At 72.8% G+C, this 15,759-nt stretch carries 12 protein-coding genes; 6 read left to right on the top strand and 6 right to left on the bottom strand.

Going from position 1 to position 15,759, the window contains the following annotated elements; all coding sequences use genetic code 11:
• Positions 1 to 186 precede the first annotated feature (186 nt).
• Both ACWDR0_RS05445 and rfbB read left to right on the top strand, forming a co-directional pair.
• On the top strand, positions 187 to 1,254 hold the full coding sequence (locus tag ACWDR0_RS05445) for a glucose-1-phosphate thymidylyltransferase (protein WP_456350306.1): 1,068 nt from the start codon (positions 187 to 189) through the stop codon (positions 1,252 to 1,254).
• Positions 1,251 to 2,255, top strand: coding sequence for a dTDP-glucose 4,6-dehydratase (gene rfbB, locus ACWDR0_RS05450; RefSeq protein WP_456350307.1), 1,005 nt, complete (start codon positions 1,251 to 1,253; stop codon positions 2,253 to 2,255). The genes ACWDR0_RS05445 and rfbB overlap by 4 nt, the downstream gene beginning before the upstream one ends.
• A gap of 457 nt (positions 2,256 to 2,712) precedes the next feature.
• Here the strand turns inward: rfbB and ACWDR0_RS05455 are convergent, their stop codons facing one another.
• The 4 genes from ACWDR0_RS05455 to ACWDR0_RS05470 form a co-directional block, all read right to left on the bottom strand.
• The gene (locus tag ACWDR0_RS05455) at positions 2,713 to 3,729 is read right to left on the bottom strand and encodes a Gfo/Idh/MocA family protein (RefSeq protein WP_456350308.1); all 1,017 of its coding nucleotides are present in this window, start codon (positions 3,727 to 3,729) and stop codon (positions 2,713 to 2,715) included.
• Entirely contained in the window at positions 3,726 to 5,132 is a 1,407-nt protein-coding gene (locus tag ACWDR0_RS05460) for an NDP-hexose 2,3-dehydratase family protein (protein WP_456350309.1), read from the bottom strand. Before ACWDR0_RS05460 ends, ACWDR0_RS05455 begins: the two co-directional genes overlap by 4 nt.
• Positions 5,133 to 5,237: 105 nt before the next feature.
• Positions 5,238 to 5,456: a DUF5988 family protein gene (locus tag ACWDR0_RS05465; RefSeq protein WP_456350310.1), complete on the bottom strand. Its 219-nt coding sequence runs from the start codon at positions 5,454 to 5,456 to the stop codon at positions 5,238 to 5,240.
• Positions 5,457 to 5,520: 64 nt separating this feature from the next.
• Positions 5,521 to 6,195 carry a 4'-phosphopantetheinyl transferase family protein gene (locus tag ACWDR0_RS05470; RefSeq protein WP_456350311.1) on the bottom strand — a complete coding sequence of 225 codons (675 nt, stop codon included), beginning with the start codon at positions 6,193 to 6,195 and terminating at the stop codon, positions 5,521 to 5,523.
• A 249-nt stretch (positions 6,196 to 6,444) separates the two neighbouring features.
• On the opposite strand from ACWDR0_RS05470, the gene ACWDR0_RS05475 reads away from it, so the two are divergent.
• The 4 genes from ACWDR0_RS05475 (at position 6,445) to ACWDR0_RS05490 (ending at position 8,824) form a co-directional block, all read left to right on the top strand.
• A complete protein-coding gene (locus tag ACWDR0_RS05475) occupies positions 6,445 to 7,179 on the top strand; it encodes a DUF4097 family beta strand repeat-containing protein (protein ID WP_456350312.1) in 735 nt (244 codons plus the stop codon).
• Between the two features lie 202 nt (positions 7,180 to 7,381).
• A complete protein-coding gene (locus ACWDR0_RS05480; protein WP_456350313.1) occupies positions 7,382 to 7,624 on the top strand; it encodes a hypothetical protein in 243 nt (80 codons plus the stop codon).
• 38 nt (positions 7,625 to 7,662) lie between these two features.
• Complete coding sequence (locus ACWDR0_RS05485) at positions 7,663 to 8,469, top strand: cyanobactin maturation protease PatG family protein (RefSeq protein WP_456350314.1); 807 nt, start codon at positions 7,663 to 7,665, stop codon at positions 8,467 to 8,469.
• 49 nt (positions 8,470 to 8,518) lie between these two features.
• Positions 8,519 to 8,824, top strand: coding sequence for a hypothetical protein (locus ACWDR0_RS05490; protein ID WP_456350315.1), 306 nt, complete (start codon positions 8,519 to 8,521; stop codon positions 8,822 to 8,824).
• A 47-nt stretch (positions 8,825 to 8,871) separates the two neighbouring features.
• On the opposite strand, the gene ACWDR0_RS05495 is transcribed toward ACWDR0_RS05490, so the two are convergent.
• Together ACWDR0_RS05495 and ACWDR0_RS05500 are read right to left on the bottom strand one after the other, a co-directional pair.
• Positions 8,872 to 12,825, bottom strand: a complete 3,954-nt coding sequence (locus tag ACWDR0_RS05495; RefSeq protein WP_456350316.1) for a hypothetical protein — start codon at positions 12,823 to 12,825, stop codon at positions 8,872 to 8,874.
• On the bottom strand, positions 12,822 to 15,611 hold the full coding sequence (locus ACWDR0_RS05500; protein ID WP_456350317.1) for a hypothetical protein: 2,790 nt from the start codon (positions 15,609 to 15,611) through the stop codon (positions 12,822 to 12,824). Before ACWDR0_RS05500 ends, ACWDR0_RS05495 begins: the two co-directional genes overlap by 4 nt.
• Positions 15,612 to 15,759: the final 148 nt, after the last annotated feature.

Below are 15,759 nucleotides of genomic sequence, written 5' to 3' on the forward strand. Positions count from 1 at the left end.
CCGCGACGTCCGGCCCGGCCCACGGCGACCGGCACGCACCACGGTCCGGGAGCCCGCGCCCGTGCGAAACGGCGACCCGGCGTGAGCCCACCGGCGGCCCGGGCCGTGTCCCTCCCCCGTCACGGCCCGGGCGACTCCGCCCGGTCATGCCTCCGGGGGCCGAGCAGGGCAAGGAACTGATCCCGTATGAAGGCACTCGTACTCGCAGGGGGCACGGGCAGCAGGCTGCGCCCGATCACCCACACCGGAGCGAAGCAGCTGGTCCCGGTGGCGAACAAACCCATCCTCTTCTATGTCATCGAGACCCTCGTCGACGCCGGGATCACCGATATCGGGATGATCGTGGGCGGGACCGAGGAGGAGATCCGGTCCTCCGTCGGCGACGGCGGCGGTTTCGGCGCCAAGATCACCTATATTCCGCAGGACCGGCCCCTCGGTCTGGCGCACGCGGTCCTGGTGGCCCGGGACTATCTCGGCGACGACGACTTCGTGATGTACCTGGGCGACAACTTCGTCATCGGCGGAATCGGCGGTCTGGTCCGCGAGTTCGAGGCGGAGCGGCCCGACGCGGCCATCATGCTGACCCGGGTGAAGGACCCCACGGTGTACGGGGTCGCCGAACTCGACGCCCGGGGACAGGTGGTGAACCTGGAGGAGAAGCCCCGGAATCCGGCCAGTGACCTGGCGGTCATCGGGGTCTATCTGTTCACCCCGGCGGTACACGAAGCGGTCCGGGCGATCGGCCCGTCGGCCCGCGGCGAGCTGGAGATCATCGACGCCATCCAGTGGCTGATCTCCCAGGGGCACACGGTCCGCTCCACCATGATCGACAACTACTGGAAGGACACCGGCAGCGTCGCCGAGGTGCTGGAGGTCAACCGGGCCGTCCTGGAGACCCTGGAACCGGCGCTCGAAGGCACTGTGGACGAGGAGAGCGAACTCGTCGGCCGGGTCAGGGTCGAGCCGGGCGCCGTCGTATCGCGGTCGCGGATCGTCGGCCCGGTCGTCATCGGCGCCGGTACGGAGGTCACCGGCTCCTATATCGGCCCCTGGACGTCGGTCGGGGGCAACTGCACCATCGACGGCAGCGAGATCGAGTACTCGATCGTCCTGGCGGGCTCTTCCATCGAGGGCGTCGGCCGGATCGAGGCGTCCCTGATCGGCAGGGAGACCCGGGTCACCCGGGCCGGCAGCCCCTCCCGGACCCACCGTCTCGTCCTCGGCGACCACAGCAAGGTGCAGATCACCTCATGAGCGCTTCCCGAAGGATCCTCGTCACCGGCGGCGCCGGCTTCATCGGCTCCTGCTTCGTCCGGCTGCTGCTCGGGCCGGAATCCCCCGTCCCGGTCTCCTCGGTCACCGTGCTCGACGCGCTGACGTACGCGGGCAACCGGGAGAACCTCGCCCCCGTGGCCGGCGACCCGCGGCTGACCTTCGTCCACGGCGACATCCGGGACACCGGGCTGGTCGACGGGCTGCTGCCCGGTCAGGACGCGGTGGTGCACTTCGCCGCCGAATCCCATGTCGACCGTTCCATCGCGGGCGCCGCCGAGTTCATCGGCACCAATGTGCTGGGGACCGGGACCCTGCTGGACGGGGCACTGCGGCACGCCGTCCCGGTGTTCCTCCATGTGTCGACGGACGAGGTCTACGGCTCCGTTCCGGCGGGTTCCACGACGGAGGAGCACCCGCTGCGGCCCACCTCGCCGTACGCCTCGTCGAAGGCGGCGTCCGATCTGATCGCCCTCTCCTACCACCGCACCCACGGCCTGGACGTGCGGGTCACCCGCTGCTCCAACAACTACGGCCCCTACCAGTTCCCCGAGAAGGTCATCCCCCTCTTCACCACCCGGCTGCTGGACGGCCTCGACGTCCCCCTCTACGGGAACGGGCTCAACGTCCGGGACTGGCTGCACGTCGAGGACCACTGCCGGGCGCTGTGCGCGGTCCTGGCGGAGGGCACCCCCGGCGAGGTGTACAACATCGGCGGCGGCACCGAGCTGACCAACCGCGAGCTGACCGGGCGGCTCCTCGCCGCCTGCGGCGCGGACGAGAGCAGGGTCCGGCCGGTCGCCGACCGCAAGGCCCACGATCTGCGGTACTCCGTCGACGACAGCAAGATCCGGGCCAAGCTGGGCTGGCGGCCGCGGCACTCGGCGGACGAGGGACTGGCCGCGACGGTCGCCTGGTACCGGGAGAACCGCGCCTGGTGGGAGCCGCTGAAGCACCACGCCGAGCCGCCTGCGGCGGGCTAGCGGGGCCGGGCCCCGAGGGGTGCTCCGCCCAGCGGGCGGGGGCTGCGGCAGCCGGTTCCCGCCGCTCGCGAGGCGACAAGCAGGCTCCGGCCGGAACACCTCCTCAGGGCCCGCGGGAAACGCCCCGCGGTACGCAGGACCGCGCGCCCCGGCCCCGGTGCGACACCCCCGGGCCCGGGGCGCGCTCAGACCTGCCCGGCTGCGGGTACGCCCGGTCCGGGCAGGGCCCGGCACACCGGACGCCGGGTCGCCTGCGGGGAAGGAGCGCGCATCGCGGGACGGGCGAGACTCCGCGAACACGGCCCCGGTCCGGGCAGGGCCCGGCACACCGGCCGCCCCGGCCCGCAGGGCTGCCGGCCACCACCGCCCCGCCCCGGCGGACACGCCGGCCCGGCACGCCCGGTCCCGCACGGCCGGGCGTGCCGTCGGGCCGCACCCGCGAGGGGCGCGGCCCGCGTCACCGGGAGGCGGGGCCCGTCGGTGTGGCCCGCCGCCCGGCGGATTCGGTGTGCCCCGCCGCCCGGCGGATCTCGGCCAGCAGCTCCGCCTGCCGGACGGCGATGTCGTCGGCCGCGGTCACCGTCCCGGCCCGGACCGCCCCGGCGAACGCCAGCACGGTACGGACGACCTGGTCGTCCGGGGCCAGCTCCCGCGGCTCGGGGCCCGCGCCCCGGTCGATCCGCAGGACCGGCCGGTGGCCGGCGGGCGGGGTGAAGGCCCGGTCGACGGTGATCCGGCCCGCGCTGCCGCAGAGTTCGTACGCCGAGCGGTAGCCGTGGTCCATGCCGAACTCCAGTTGCGCGGTGATCCCGCCGGGGGTCCGCAGCAGCGCCGCGCCCGCGGTGTCCACCGCCCGGCCGCCGCCCCGCTCCAGCACCGCGCCCACGACGCTCAGCTCCGGGCCGAGGAAGTGCAGCGCGGCCCGGACCGGGTAGAGCCCGATGTCCCACAGGGCGCCGCCGCCCAGCTCGGGCCGGTAGCGGATGTTCCCCTCGGGCGGGGCGGGAATGGTGAAGACCGCGGACAGCGAGCGGAGTTCGCCGACGGCGCCGCCGTCGAGGAGTTTCCGTACCTCCGCGTGCTGGCCGTGGTGGACGAACATCACGTTCTCCCGCAGCACCAGCCCCCGCTCCGCCGCCAGCCGCAGCAGGGCGCGGGTCCGTGCCGGGTCGGCGGTCAGCGGCTTCTCCGCCAGGACGTGCTTCCCGGCGCGGAGCGCGGCCCCGGTCCACTCGTCGTGCAGGGCGAGCGGCAGCGGTACGTACACCGCGTCGATGTCGTCCCGGGCCAGCAGCGCGGCATAGCCGTGGACCGCGGCGCAGCCGAACTCGCCCGCGGTGCGCGCGGTGCGCTCCGGGTCGCGCCCGGCGACGGCGGTGACGGTGACGGCCTCCGGGACCGCGGCCATCGCGGGCAGCATCCGGCGGCGGGCGATATCGGCGCAGCCCAGGACGCCGAAGCGGACGGGGTTCACCGGCCGGCCGCCTCGGCCGCGTACAGCAGGGAGAGCAGGGTCCTGGCCTGGACGTTGACCTGGCCGTGCCGGGTGAGTGCGGCGAGCTGGCCGGTGGTGAGCCAACGGTAGCCGGGCGGCGGCTCGGCCCCGGCCCGGCCGGGGCCGGCGTCGACGAGGAGATAGCGGCTCTCGGCGTTGAGGAAGCGGCCGCCCTCCTCGGAGTGCACGGCTTCGTAGCGGATCCGCTCCGGGGCGGCGTTCAGCACCTCGTCAAGGTACGGCGGCCGGTCCGCGGCGGACAGCGGGGCGTAGTTCCCGGGCGTGTACTGGACGGTGGGGCCGATTTCCACGGTGTCCCGGAAGCCCGCCTCCACCCGGGCGTGCGCCAGGACGTGCGGGACTCCCCCGGCGCGCCGGGTGAGGAAGGCGGTGACACCGAGGCCATGGGGTTCGATGAGCGGCTGGGTCCAGCCGGTGACCTCGCGGTTGCCCGCCTCGACCCGGACGGCGACGACGCCGAAGAAACGGCCGTCCTCGCGGTCGACGGTGTCCGGGCCGCGCCGCCAGCCGGCGGTCCGGGCGAGCGGGATGCGTTCGGCGACGACGTCGTGGCGGCTGCGTTCGGCGGTCAGCCAGTCCAGGACCTCGGCGTCCGGGTGCAGGGCCGTATCCCCCGTCTCGGGGTAGGGCACACAGGACAGGACGGTCCGGGTGTCCATATTGACGGTGTTGTCGCGGTGCAGCAGCGCGGCGATCTGGCCGAGGGTGAGCCAGAGGTAGTCGTCGTGTTCCGGTACGTCGCCGAGGGCCTCGACGATCATGTTGCGGTTGCGCTTGCGGTAGAACCAGGAGCCGTGTTCGGACTGGAGGGAGTCGCCGAGCACCCGGCAGTCGGCGCCGCCGGTGAAGTACGGGAGGTAGCGCACGGGCGCGCCCCGGTGCACCCCGGTGTAGTTGCTCCGGGTGGCCTGGACCGTCGGGGAGAGCTGGAGCAGATTGGAGTTCCCCGGCTCCATCTTGGCCTGGAGCAGACAGTGCAGAACACCGTCGAACTCCTTGACCAGGATGCCGAGGATACCGATCTCGGGCTGCCGGATGATGGGCTGCTGCCAGTCGCCGAAGGGGCCCGGCGCGCCCCGCACGCTCAGGCCCTCGACGGTGAAGAAGCGTCCGCTGCGGTGCCCGAGATTGCCGGTGTCCTCGTCGAACGACCAGCCGTCCAGCGCGGCGAACGGGATCCGGTCGACCCGGAAGCGGTTCGCCCGGCCCCGGCCGGCCAGCCAGCCGAGGACCTCCGCGGTGGGGATGCGGGCGCCTTCGGCGGCGGCCGCCGACCGGGCGAAACGGTCGGCGGACGCACGGTCCCGGCGGCCTCTCAGGGGCTGTTCGCCGACCGGGAGGGCGGGTGCTGGCTGGGGCAAGGTTCGGCTTCCTGTCGGCGTACGGTACGGCGGCGGGCCGGTATCCGGGGGCGGGGACGGACTCGGGGGCGGGGGTGGGGGCGGACCCGGGGGCGCACGCGCCGGTCACTCGGCGGGCTTGGTGCTCCCGACCCAGCGGAAGACCCGGAGCGGGACGCCCTGATGGGTTTCGCTCTCGGCGGTGGGCTCGAAGTGCTCGTAGCGGTTGCCCAGCAGCAGCTTCAGGGTGTCGTCCGTGTCGGACACCCGGCGGATGCGCTGGACCTCGGGAAGATAGGGCGAGGTTCCGCCCCGCAGAACCACATTCGGCTCGGTCGGGCTCACGGCGGTGCTCCTTCCTGGGCGGTGCGGCGGACCGGCTCCGGGGCCGTCCGCCGTGGACGGACGGTCAGACCCCGGGCCGGTGTCCGGCGGTCCGGACGATCGCGGCGAGGACGAGCCCGTCACCGGCCGTCCAGCGGCCGGTGAACTCCCGGGGCGCGCCCGGGACGCCGCGGACGCTGCGGTCCGCCAGTCGTGCGGTGAACCCGCCGCTTTCGGGATCGATGTCGACGGTCGCCTCCTCGAATCCGAGCGGGCGGCGGGTGATCGGGTACCAGGTCTTGTAGATGCACTCCTTGGCGCTGAACAGCAGCCGGTCCCAGCGGACCCCGGGTCGGCTCCGGAGCAGTTCCTCGATCCGGATCTGCTCCTCCGGCAGCGCCACCGCCTCCAGGACCCCGGCGGGCAGGGCCTCGTTGGGTTCGGCGTCGATACCGAGGGAGACGACGTCCTCGGTGCGGGCAACGGCGGCCGCCCGGTATCCGGCGCAGTGCGTAATGCTCCCGGCCACCGCTTCGGGCCACAGGGGTTCCCCCCTGGGCCCGCGGAGCAGGGGCCGCTCCGCGATGCCGAGACCGGCGAGCGCCCGGCGGGCGCAGTGGCGGCCGGTGGTGAACTCGGAGCGCCGTTTGGGTACGGCGTCCCGGACGAGCGGCTCCTCCTCGGCCAGGAGGACCGCGTCCGGAGGATCCGTGAACGTCTCGTGGACGACGACACGGCCGGGCAGTATCCGTTCGATCATCAGCAGCTTCCCCGATGTTCCGGTGCCCGACCGACCGTCCGCCACGGGCAATCTCCAGCACGGTATGCAGCGGCCCGCGGACTGCGACACCCCTAGGTGCCCCCTAAAGCGACGGGTGGCGGCGGGACCCCCGGGGACCTGCACCGTGGCAGTCGGGCGGCGGGCACGGTAGCGTCGGTGGACAAGGTCCCCGAGGTGCCGAACCGGCCCCGACGGAGGGCCCGTTGACTCGGAGGACGGGGGGCGTTCATGCGTCGTCGGCGGTTGCGCCGGATCGCGGTGGTGGCGGTGGCCGGGCTGGTGACGACCGGCCTTTCGGGCTGCGGTCTGAACCGGGGCGACAGCTTCGACGACAATACGGCCCTCTCCGGGCGGATCACCTCGGTGCTGCTGGAGAACGGCGGCGGCGATGTCACCGTCCGGGGCCGCAAGGACGGTGCCGCACTCACCCTGGAGCGCCGGGTGGAGTACGGGGGCGACCGTCCGAAGAAGCCGACGTACCGCATCGAGAACAACGTCCTGGTGCTCGGCGGCTGCGGCAAGGACTGCTCCGTCGAGTACGAGGTGGAGGTACCGGAGAACATCCCCGTCCGGGGCAAGGTCTCCAACGGTACGGTCAAGCTCTCCCAGGTCGGCGCGGTCCGGGTGGAGACGGGCAAGGGCCGGATCGAGCTGAACGGTGTCACCGGCAAGGTCGAGGTGGTGACCGAGAAGGGCCGGATCACCGGGCGGAACATCAAGGGCGGCCCGGTCCGGGCGCAGTCCTCGGACGGCACGGTCCATCTGACGGCCCGCACCCCGGTCTCCGCGACGGTCCGCACCGACGGCGGCCGGATCAGCCTGCGCGTCCCCAAGGCCCGCTACAAGGTGTCGGTGGCCTCGGAGGGCGGCGACACCAATGTCGACATGGCCCATGACGCGGGCGGCCGCTACGGGATCACGCTCCGCTCGAAGGACGGCGACATCCTGCTCCAGGGCTCCTGAGCGGAGGTCCTGCTCCAGGGATCCCGTCCGGGCTCTGCTCCGGGCTTCCCGGCGGGCTCTGTTCCGGGGTCCCCGCGCGGCCGGGCGGGGGCCCTGCTCCAGGATGTGTGACCGGCCGGGCGGCCCGGTCCTTCCGGATGCGGGCCGCCGGGGCCCGCCGGAGAATGGAAGGGTCACGGGGGCCGATTCGGGAGCGCCAGACATGGGCCGCAGACGCGACGAAGACACCGGCGGCGGGACGCGCCGGAAGACGCCGTCCCGAGGCACCCGGGACGCCCGCGTCCGGCTTCCCGGATTCATGCGTGAGGACGGCGAGGACGATATCGGCCTGGGCGATCTGGTGTCCCGTGCGACCAGTGCCGTGGGCGTCCCGCCGTGCGGGGGCTGCACCCGCCGGGCCGAGCGGCTGAACCACTGGGTCACCTTCACCAAACGGCGCCGCTGAGGGCGGGGGCCGCGGCGGCAGAACACCGGGAGCCTGCCATGAGCGATGACGCCCCCCTGCCGGAGGAGGTGCTCCGGCCGCCGGAGCCCGCTTTCGTCTATGCGATCGGGCGGATGAGCTGCCGCTTCCCCGACCCCGGGGTGGAGAAGGAGTTCGCGCAGGCCGCCGGGCATGCCGACACCCGGGGCCGGACGGACACCGAGACTCTCCATACGGTGCTGGACCTGCCGGAGAACCGCTATCTGGCCCGGCAGTTGCAGTACGTGTTCTCGGTACGGGGCGTGGAGACGTACACGGTCCGGCCGCGCTGGCCGGAGGATTTCGACAAAATCATCGATGCGGTACGGCCGCAGCCGACTCCGCTCGACCTCGATGTACTGATCGGGGTGCGGGAGCCGGTCTCGCCCGCCGGCTGCGGCGGCCGCCCGCTGCCGCTGGTGGAGTTCGAGCAGTTGTACTCGTTCGACCGGACCGACCTCGTGAGCGCCGTGGAGAAACCGAAGGACATGCCGGCCAAACGGTTCCGGCGAACGGCGGACGAGGTACTGACCAAGCTGCTGGCGGTGGCCGAGAACGCGGGCGCCACCCCGGAGGACCGGGCCGCGAACTATCTGACCTGCCGGTACTCGGCGCTGTACATCAAGACGTTCGAGGCGTTCGCCGCCGATTCGGCGCTGACGTCGATCGATGTCCGGCCGGCGGCCGTCGGGGGTGACCGGGGCGTGGTGAGCTTCACCCTGTCGTTCACCCGGCGCGGCACGGATCTGACGGAGCGCTGGTCGGCCCTGGTCGACACCCGCTATCTGTACCCCTATCTGCTCACCCCGCTGGCGCCCTCGCTGTGACGGGCGCCCGGTGAGGAGAGCGGAAGGCCCGGAGGAAGAGGTGAGAACGGTGAACATGCCGGGATTCACGGCAGCCCCGTACCGAGCGGACGGCTTCCGCATCGCCCTGACGGACTGCGGCCGGGAGTGCCATCACGAATGCTGGTCGCAGTGCGAGCACAAGTACAACCCGACCGCCTGCATGAACAAATGCATGGGCCCGTGCGTGAGCGAGTGCGAGTACACGCCGGAGTGCTGGGACCGGCTCTACTGCGACGCCGACGGCTGCACCATGAGCGAGCGGCGATGCAGGCAGTTCGACGGTTCGATCACGGTGGATCCCCCGATCCGGATCAGCGCGACCTGCGATATCTGAGCCTCCGTCGCGTGACCGTCGCGCGACACCCTCCCGGTCCCGGAGCGTCACTCCGGGACCGGAACCGTGTCCAGATACGAGATGCGCTTCGTCTGCTCGCCGCCGGGGCCGTCGGCCTGGATGTCGTACTCCCTGATCAGCACCCGCATGGCCCGCTCCCCGACCTTCGCCGGGAGGTGGGCCTCCCCCTTCCAGACACCCACCGCGCCGCCCGCGGGATCCTTGACCAGTGGGACGGGCGGATGGTCCTCGACGGTGAGCCAGCCGGCCTCGTCGAGGAGGCTGGTGCTGCGGAACTGCACCACGGCTGTGATGCCCGAGGTCAGTCCGTCCAGGCCGTCGAGCGGCGCGGGCCCCACGACCGTCACCTTCACCGGGGAGCCGGCGGCGGTACCGCCGACCTCGGTGCGGGCGCGCCGGTAGGCGGGCAGCTGGACGAATCCGGCGTCGGCCACCGGGGAGAGCCGCAGATCCTTGGGGGAGGTCAGCGAATCGGGCTGGAAGCGGACGACCCGGAGCCGGACGAAGGGCTGGTAGTAGTTGGTGCCCTTGAACCGGAGTTCGGCGTACCAGAGTTGCCGCTGCTCGTCGTACTCGACCGGGTAGCCGAGAACGTGTCCCGCGAAGCCCAGGTCGAGATCGGTCGTATAACCGGTGAGATCGTCGGGTCCGGGGTAACCGACGGGATCGTTCGGCGGTCCCATCGACGCGCCGGGCCGGATCGGGTCGATGGCCCAGGCGGTGGCCCACTCCCGGTCGTGGGACGGAGTCGCGGTCCCCACGACGCGTACGCCGAGGAGTTCGCCCGTGCCGGTGGCGTACCAGGGCCGTTTCAGATGGACGCGGACCCAGCCCTCCTCGCGGATGCTGACGGTGGTGTTCCCGGTCACCGTCCGCGACCAGTTGAAGGCGGGCAGCACGGAGTGCACTTCGGGCGCGGGCGGCGCGACGGTCGACGGGACATGGAGGGTGACCGGGGGGCCGGAGCGGGTCACCGGCGGTACCGCGTAGGACACCTCCACCGGTTTCCCGTCCGGAATCGTGCTTCCGCCGGTCCGGGTGATCTTCCCCGCCTTGTGGTCGACCGTGTAGTCCGGCCCGTCCCGGTAGGTGGTGCCCGGCGGTGCCGGAGTGGCGGCGGCGGTGAGCGCCGGTACGGACGCGCGGACCGTCACCGTGCCCGGGACCAGGGCGGTTCCCAGGTCCGCGGGGAGGGTGACGGTGCTGCGGCGCATGAAGTAGGGCACGAACCGCGAGGTGCCGACGGGGGTGAAGGTGACGAGCCGGTGCCGGGTGTCGCCCGGATCGTGCCGGGCCCGGAACGGCAGGGCCGTCAGGGCCGGTCCGCCGGGTCCGGAGAGCTTCGCGGCAGTTTCGGCCGGCGGCCGGAGCACGGCGGCCGAGGGGGCGTCCTTCGCTTTCGGCAGGCCCGGGTCGTCGTTGGTGTCGGTCCACGACGTCTCGCTGTGCACGGTCAGGGTGGAGGCGCCGTGGACGCTCATGGACGGATCGTCGAGGAGATACGCCGTGGCGCCCGGTTCGCGCAGGATCCGCGCCCCGGCGAAGACCGGTGCCTTGACGGGGCAGCGTACGGCGTGGACGAAGACGAGGTCCGTCGCGGGGGTGAGCTGCCCCAGCCGCCCCGAGCGGGCCGCGGCCAGGGCGGCCGCCAGGTCCGCGGCGGGCAGCCCGGGGGTATCGGCGTACCAGCGCCAGGGGCCGAGGAGTTCCTCGTCGCCCGCGGCGAGAAGCGAGCTGAGGACGGCCGGGAAGTCGGCCGCCGGGGCCAGGGTGACCCGGACGGTCCGGGCCGCGAGGTCGGCCACGGCGGTGGACACGGTGCTGTTCATGGGCCCGGCCTGAACGATCAGCCGCATCGGCAGGCGCGCGTACCAGCCGGGGCCTCCGGCGGGCCAGGCGGTGAGCAGTTCGGGAGTGCCGGGCACACCGTGGAGGGCGATGCCCCGGGCGAGCGGATCGGGCAGCCACGGGAGGGCGGTGGTGTCGGTGTCGAGGTACGGGCTGCCGCCCGCGCCCGGATCGGGCGTGCCAGTGATCCTTCCGGCGTCGTACTGGGTGAGGAGCCCGTGGACGCCGGGGTCGGTGCGGTGCTTTCCGGGGACGTCGAGGACACCGTGGCGCTCGATGGTCTCCAGGGCGGCCTTGGGCGCCAGCAGATGGCGTTCGCAGGGCTGCCCGGTGGTGGGCGTACCGGACCCGGCGTTGTCGGTCCGGACGACCAGGACGGTCGGTGTCTCCCCCGCGCCGACGGGGCGCCGCAGCGCGATGACGGGTGCGGGCACCGGATCGTAGCGGGCATAGGTGAGGAGTGCGGTGGCGTGGTCGCCCGGCGCGGCGTCGCGGGTGAAGGGCAGACTGCGGCCCGCGAGGTCGACGACCCGGGCCCGGAAGCGGTAGCCGCGCCCGTAGCGCAGGGCGGGGAGGGTGCCGTCGGGGCAGCTCATCGTGGCGGTGAAGGGGAGACCGGGCGGTTGCTGCGGGGCGGGGTCGGTGACGCTGCCATCGAGGCCGACGGTCCGTCCCGGGGGTTCGGCGACCAGGCTCCAGTTGTTCCAGCGGAACAGCGCCTGGGTGAGGTTCCGGACGGTGTTGCCGTCGTCGTCGGTGCCTTCGGTGACGGCGTCGGTGACGATTCCCTCGTCGTCGACGGGCAGCGGGCTCGCGAGCCCCTTGACGGTGTAGTGGCCGGTGCGGCGGCAGAGCGGGTACCAGCGGCGGGAGCCGTCGTCGAAGACGTCGACCCGGATGCCCTGCTGTACGGTCGCGGCGTCCATCACCATGTTGTCGCCGTCGTCGTGGTCCGCCCTGATGTCCTCGTCGATCTCGGCGGCCCTGGCCAGTACTTTCCCGAAGGAGATCTGGCGGTCCGTCTCGTCGACATGGATGCCGTCGGAGCGCAGGGCCGGGGGCTTGAGCCGTGGCGGCGGCTCATCGCGGGGCAGGTCCCGCAGTCCGGCGGCGTACGACCGCAGGGCGAGTGCGCCCGCGTCGACGTCGTGGTCAATCGGGGTGTAGCGGTCCGTGTCGTCGAGCGGGAGGACGACGGGGGCGGCCTGGCCGTCCTTGTCGGCCAGGCCGATCCGGCCGGAGCGCGCGACGCAGCCGGTGAGGGGGCGGTAGCTCTTCAGGCTGACCTGGTGCGAGGGGTCCGCGCGCAGGGTGCACGCCTTGTCGAGCAGGGGCTCGGGCCCGAGGTCGATGGTGAACTGCCGGACGAGGTGGAGCGGATGGAGCAGTCCACCGTGGTCCGCGAGGGCGGCGAGCAGGGCATGGAATTCGTACGGGGTCCCTCCCTCGCGCAGGAACGGGTTGGTCCGGCGGACCGGCGGGGGGTGCAGCGGCCGGTGGAACTGGGCCAGCCGGGCCCAGCCCTCGGAGTCGCGGGTGTCGTCGTCGGCGAGGGCGCCGGTGCGCAGCAGTTCGCGGTGGAGGACGGAATCGCGGAAGGGGTCGTCGTAGCCGCCGACGCGGCGGACCAGCCGGTCGATGTCCGCCCATTCCTCCGCCGTGCTCCTGGACCGGCGGCCTTCGGGTTCCGGGGGCAGCAGGCCCGTGTAGATATCGCGCGTCGCCTGCCGGACCCCGGCCGCCGGGTAGGACCGGAAGGCTGCCCCTCGTTCGAGCTGTACATCGAAGACGAAGGGGTCGACCGGCAGCTCCGGCGGGAACAGCGCCGTCCACAGGGCCTGATCGGGCGGGCCGCCGGTGAAATGGGCGTCGCAGCTTCTGGTGACGGTCACACCGCCCGCGTCCTTCTGCCCGATGACGACGTTCATGGGTTCGTAGGCGAAGGACGGCCAGTCGGCGACGGCCGGATAGGCGGAGAGCGGGAGGATCGCGGTACCGGGCGGGTCGCCCCGGGTGGTGGAGAGCCGGATGCTGATGATCAGCGTCAGGGGGATCGTGCCGGACGGGGCCGTGGTGACCGCCGGGTCCGGCAGCAGGGTCCAGATCAGGGTCACCCGCTCGGTCCCGCTCATACGGCGTTCTCCATATCGGCGTAGGCGGCGCACCGCCGGCTCCAGGCGCCCGCGGTGGGGAAAGCGTCGGCGTACGAGGGGTCTCCGCCGCCGCCGAAGCGGCGGCTGACGGTCAGGGTCACGGACTGGGAGAAGACCGCGACCCGGACCCGGACGGTCACGGACGCCTCGCCGACGACATCGGTACGGCTCTGGTTGGGGAGTCCGGGCTTGGGGACCTGTTCGGTCCTGAGTTCCAGATAGAACTCGACGGAGACGGTGATGACACCGAGGACGTCGAGGGCGCCGACGGCCCGGAAGAAGCCGGTCAGTTTCGACTTCCCGGCTTCGAGGTGGATGGCGATCCCGGCGGTGATGGAGACGGAGCCGCTGGCGACGCCCAGGTCGAGAGCGGCGGCGGCGCCGAACTGGAGCTGGGCGTCGAGCGTGCGGACCCGGCCGGATTCGAGGGTGACGGCGAAACAGCCGCCGCCGCCGAGGAGGGAGACGGTGACCAGGAAGGGGTGGTCGGGGGAGGAAATGGCGAACCCGGCCCGGACCGGCGTCTCCGTGAACGGCAGGAAGACCGTGGTGGAGAGGGTCAGGTTCTGGAACAGGAAAATGCCCGCGTTGACGGTGGGGACGGCCAGTCCGTAGCCGACCTCGATTCCGTCGGGGCTCGTGATGACCCGGGGGCCGCCCGCGCAGGACGGCAGATATTCGCGGAGCTTGTTGAGGAAGGCCAGGTCACCGGCGAAGCCGACGTCGCGGATCCGGGCGTCGAGTACGGGTGCGGCGCCCGGCTTCACGGTGAACGCCAGCCGCTCGAACGCGATGGCGAGGACTCCGGCGAAGTCGAGGGTGAAGTTGCGGAGTTCGCCGCTGACCTCGGAGACCGGCGGGGTGCCGTCGAACCGGGTGACGGTGGTGCCGTGGAGTGCGAGGGCCCCGTCGGACTTCATGGTCAGGGGTGGCACCTTCCGGCCCGCGACCGGGGGCAGCCAGGTCAGTTCGGTGCGGACGCAGACCGGGGGCCCGGTGCCCCCCGCGGAACGCTCGACCGTGGTGAGGATCCGGGGGGCCGTGGTGCCGTCGCCCGTGATGCCGAGGTTGTCCGGCACCAGCTTCGTCAGGTCGATGACGCCGAGCAGCCGGGTGGGCAGGGTGACACCGGACGCGGACGGCTTGAGGTAGTCGCCGGGGTTGAACGTGCCGGACTTGACGGCGGTCAGGGAGCCGCCGACGAGTCCGGTGCCGGCGGAGAGCCCGCGCACCGGGAGCCCGAGGGCGGCGACCCCGCCGGAGTCTGCGGGTGGCGGGGTGAAGTTCACCGGGTCCTGGAGGGCGGCGTACACCTGGTGGGTGGCGGCGAGGCCGCTCGCGATGTAGTCGGGGTCCAGGGTGAGTCTGCGGACGGTCCCGGCCGCTGCGGCTCCCGGCGTCATGGCGTCGAGGGCCGGGATCCGGGCGCCGACGGAGAGCAGCCGGGGTACCGCGCCGAGCCGTCCGGCGGCCAGCAGGGCGGCGGGCTGGGCGGCGGACCGCCGGGCCCCGATACGGAGGTCCGCGACCTCGACCGTGGAGGTTTCGGAGCTGCTGCCCTGGACGGGTGCGAGCGTGAGCCGGCCGGTGGCGGGCAGTGGCAGATCCTTGGCGATGCCCTCGTAGAGGCTGAGCGCGCCCGCCAGCTCGTCCGGCTTGTGCGACAGATGGCCGTACACGAAGACGAAGGGGACGGTCAGTTCGATGCGGTGCCCGAGCCGGTCCTCGGCGGTGATGTCGAAGAGGATCCGCTGGGACGGTGCGTCGGGCCGGTTGAGCCAGTAGCCGGCGGTGCCGAGGGCGTCGGAGGGCGTGAACTCGGTATCGACGGGCCGGTTGAGCCGGATGCGGCTGAAGGGGAAGGCCCGGCCGCCGTCCGGGAGGGCGGCGACACCGTCGTAGGTGATCTCGGTCATGAGTACGGTCAGCCGGTAGTGCTTCACCAGTCCGGTGCCGAGGCGGCGTTCGGTACGGGAGGTGACCTGGACGGGGAACCCGAAGGGCAGCAGATGGCCGCGTTCGTCGACCTGGACGGCGGTGTCCCGGCCGACCGTGGCCCGGTGCTGGTAGGCCGTGACGCCGAGGCCCAGTGCCGGGTCCCACTTCCCCGCCAGGTCCACGCTCGCGCCGAGGGCGGTCAGGGTGAGGTTGTCGGCGGTGACCGGCCGGTTCGCGTCGGCGGCGGCGGTGATCTGCTGCCGGTTGACGGGGGTGAGTGAGCTGTCGTAGTCGGGCTGCCCGGCCCGGGCCGGGGCGATGCTCCTGAAGTCCACGGGACCGCCCCGGACCATGGTCGACGCCTTGGGCGCGATACGGGTGTGCCAGAGTCCGACGGCCCCGCCGCCGCCCTGTACCGGAGTGGTGGTGTGCCGCCAGACGACATCGCCGGTGACGGGTCCGAGGAAGAGGCCCCAGACGCATTCCAGACGGGCCCCGGCGGGCGCGAGCCCGGCCCAGCCGAGCAGCCCGTCCGCGGTGAACGGCACACTGCCCCCGGCCGGGATCCGGAAGGTGAGGGTGCTCTCGCCCGCGTAGCGCACGCGCTTGACCGTGCCGGTGTACGAGACGTCGACCTGCTCCAGTACGGACTGCGGCGGGAAGTGCACGGTGACCGTAGCGGGCAGTGCGGGCGAGGTGGGGGTGAGCACGACCGCTCCGGCGGCGCCGGAGCGGCTGACGTTGTCGAAGGTGAAGTCGAGGACCGCCATGTCCTCGCGGCGCAGCAGGGAGACGGTCTGCCCGTTCATGGACGTCGCGGCGCACATGGGCACCAGCTCCTGTGGTCTCCCGGACCCGGAACCCGGGCGGGCACATCCCCCGCCGTACATCCCTCTGCCAGTTTTTCACCACCTCCGCGGCGCTGCCACCGGGGAGTTGACCGGCGGTCCGGTGCCCCGCCGCCGGATACCCGCG

It is taken from the genome of Streptomyces sp. NPDC003691 (assembly GCF_053981115.1).

What these genes read in the sequence shown, in the direction of transcription:
- ACWDR0_RS05445 (WP_456350306.1), top strand. Translation starts at nt 187, where the DNA reads ATGAAGGCACTCGTACTCGCAGGGGGCACGGGCAGCAGGCTGCGCCCG.
- rfbB (WP_456350307.1), top strand. Translation starts at nt 1,251, where the DNA reads ATGAGCGCTTCCCGAAGGATCCTCGTCACCGGCGGCGCCGGCTTCATC.
- ACWDR0_RS05470 (WP_456350311.1), bottom strand. Translation starts at nt 6,195, where the DNA reads ATGATCGAACGGATACTGCCCGGCCGTGTCGTCGTCCACGAGACGTTC.
- ACWDR0_RS05475 (WP_456350312.1), top strand. Translation starts at nt 6,445, where the DNA reads ATGCGTCGTCGGCGGTTGCGCCGGATCGCGGTGGTGGCGGTGGCCGGG.
- ACWDR0_RS05480 (WP_456350313.1), top strand. Translation starts at nt 7,382, where the DNA reads ATGGGCCGCAGACGCGACGAAGACACCGGCGGCGGGACGCGCCGGAAG.
- ACWDR0_RS05485 (WP_456350314.1), top strand. Translation starts at nt 7,663, where the DNA reads ATGAGCGATGACGCCCCCCTGCCGGAGGAGGTGCTCCGGCCGCCGGAG.
- ACWDR0_RS05495 (WP_456350316.1), bottom strand. Translation starts at nt 12,825, where the DNA reads ATGAGCGGGACCGAGCGGGTGACCCTGATCTGGACCCTGCTGCCGGAC.
- ACWDR0_RS05500 (WP_456350317.1), bottom strand. Translation starts at nt 15,611, where the DNA reads ATGTGCGCCGCGACGTCCATGAACGGGCAGACCGTCTCCCTGCTGCGC.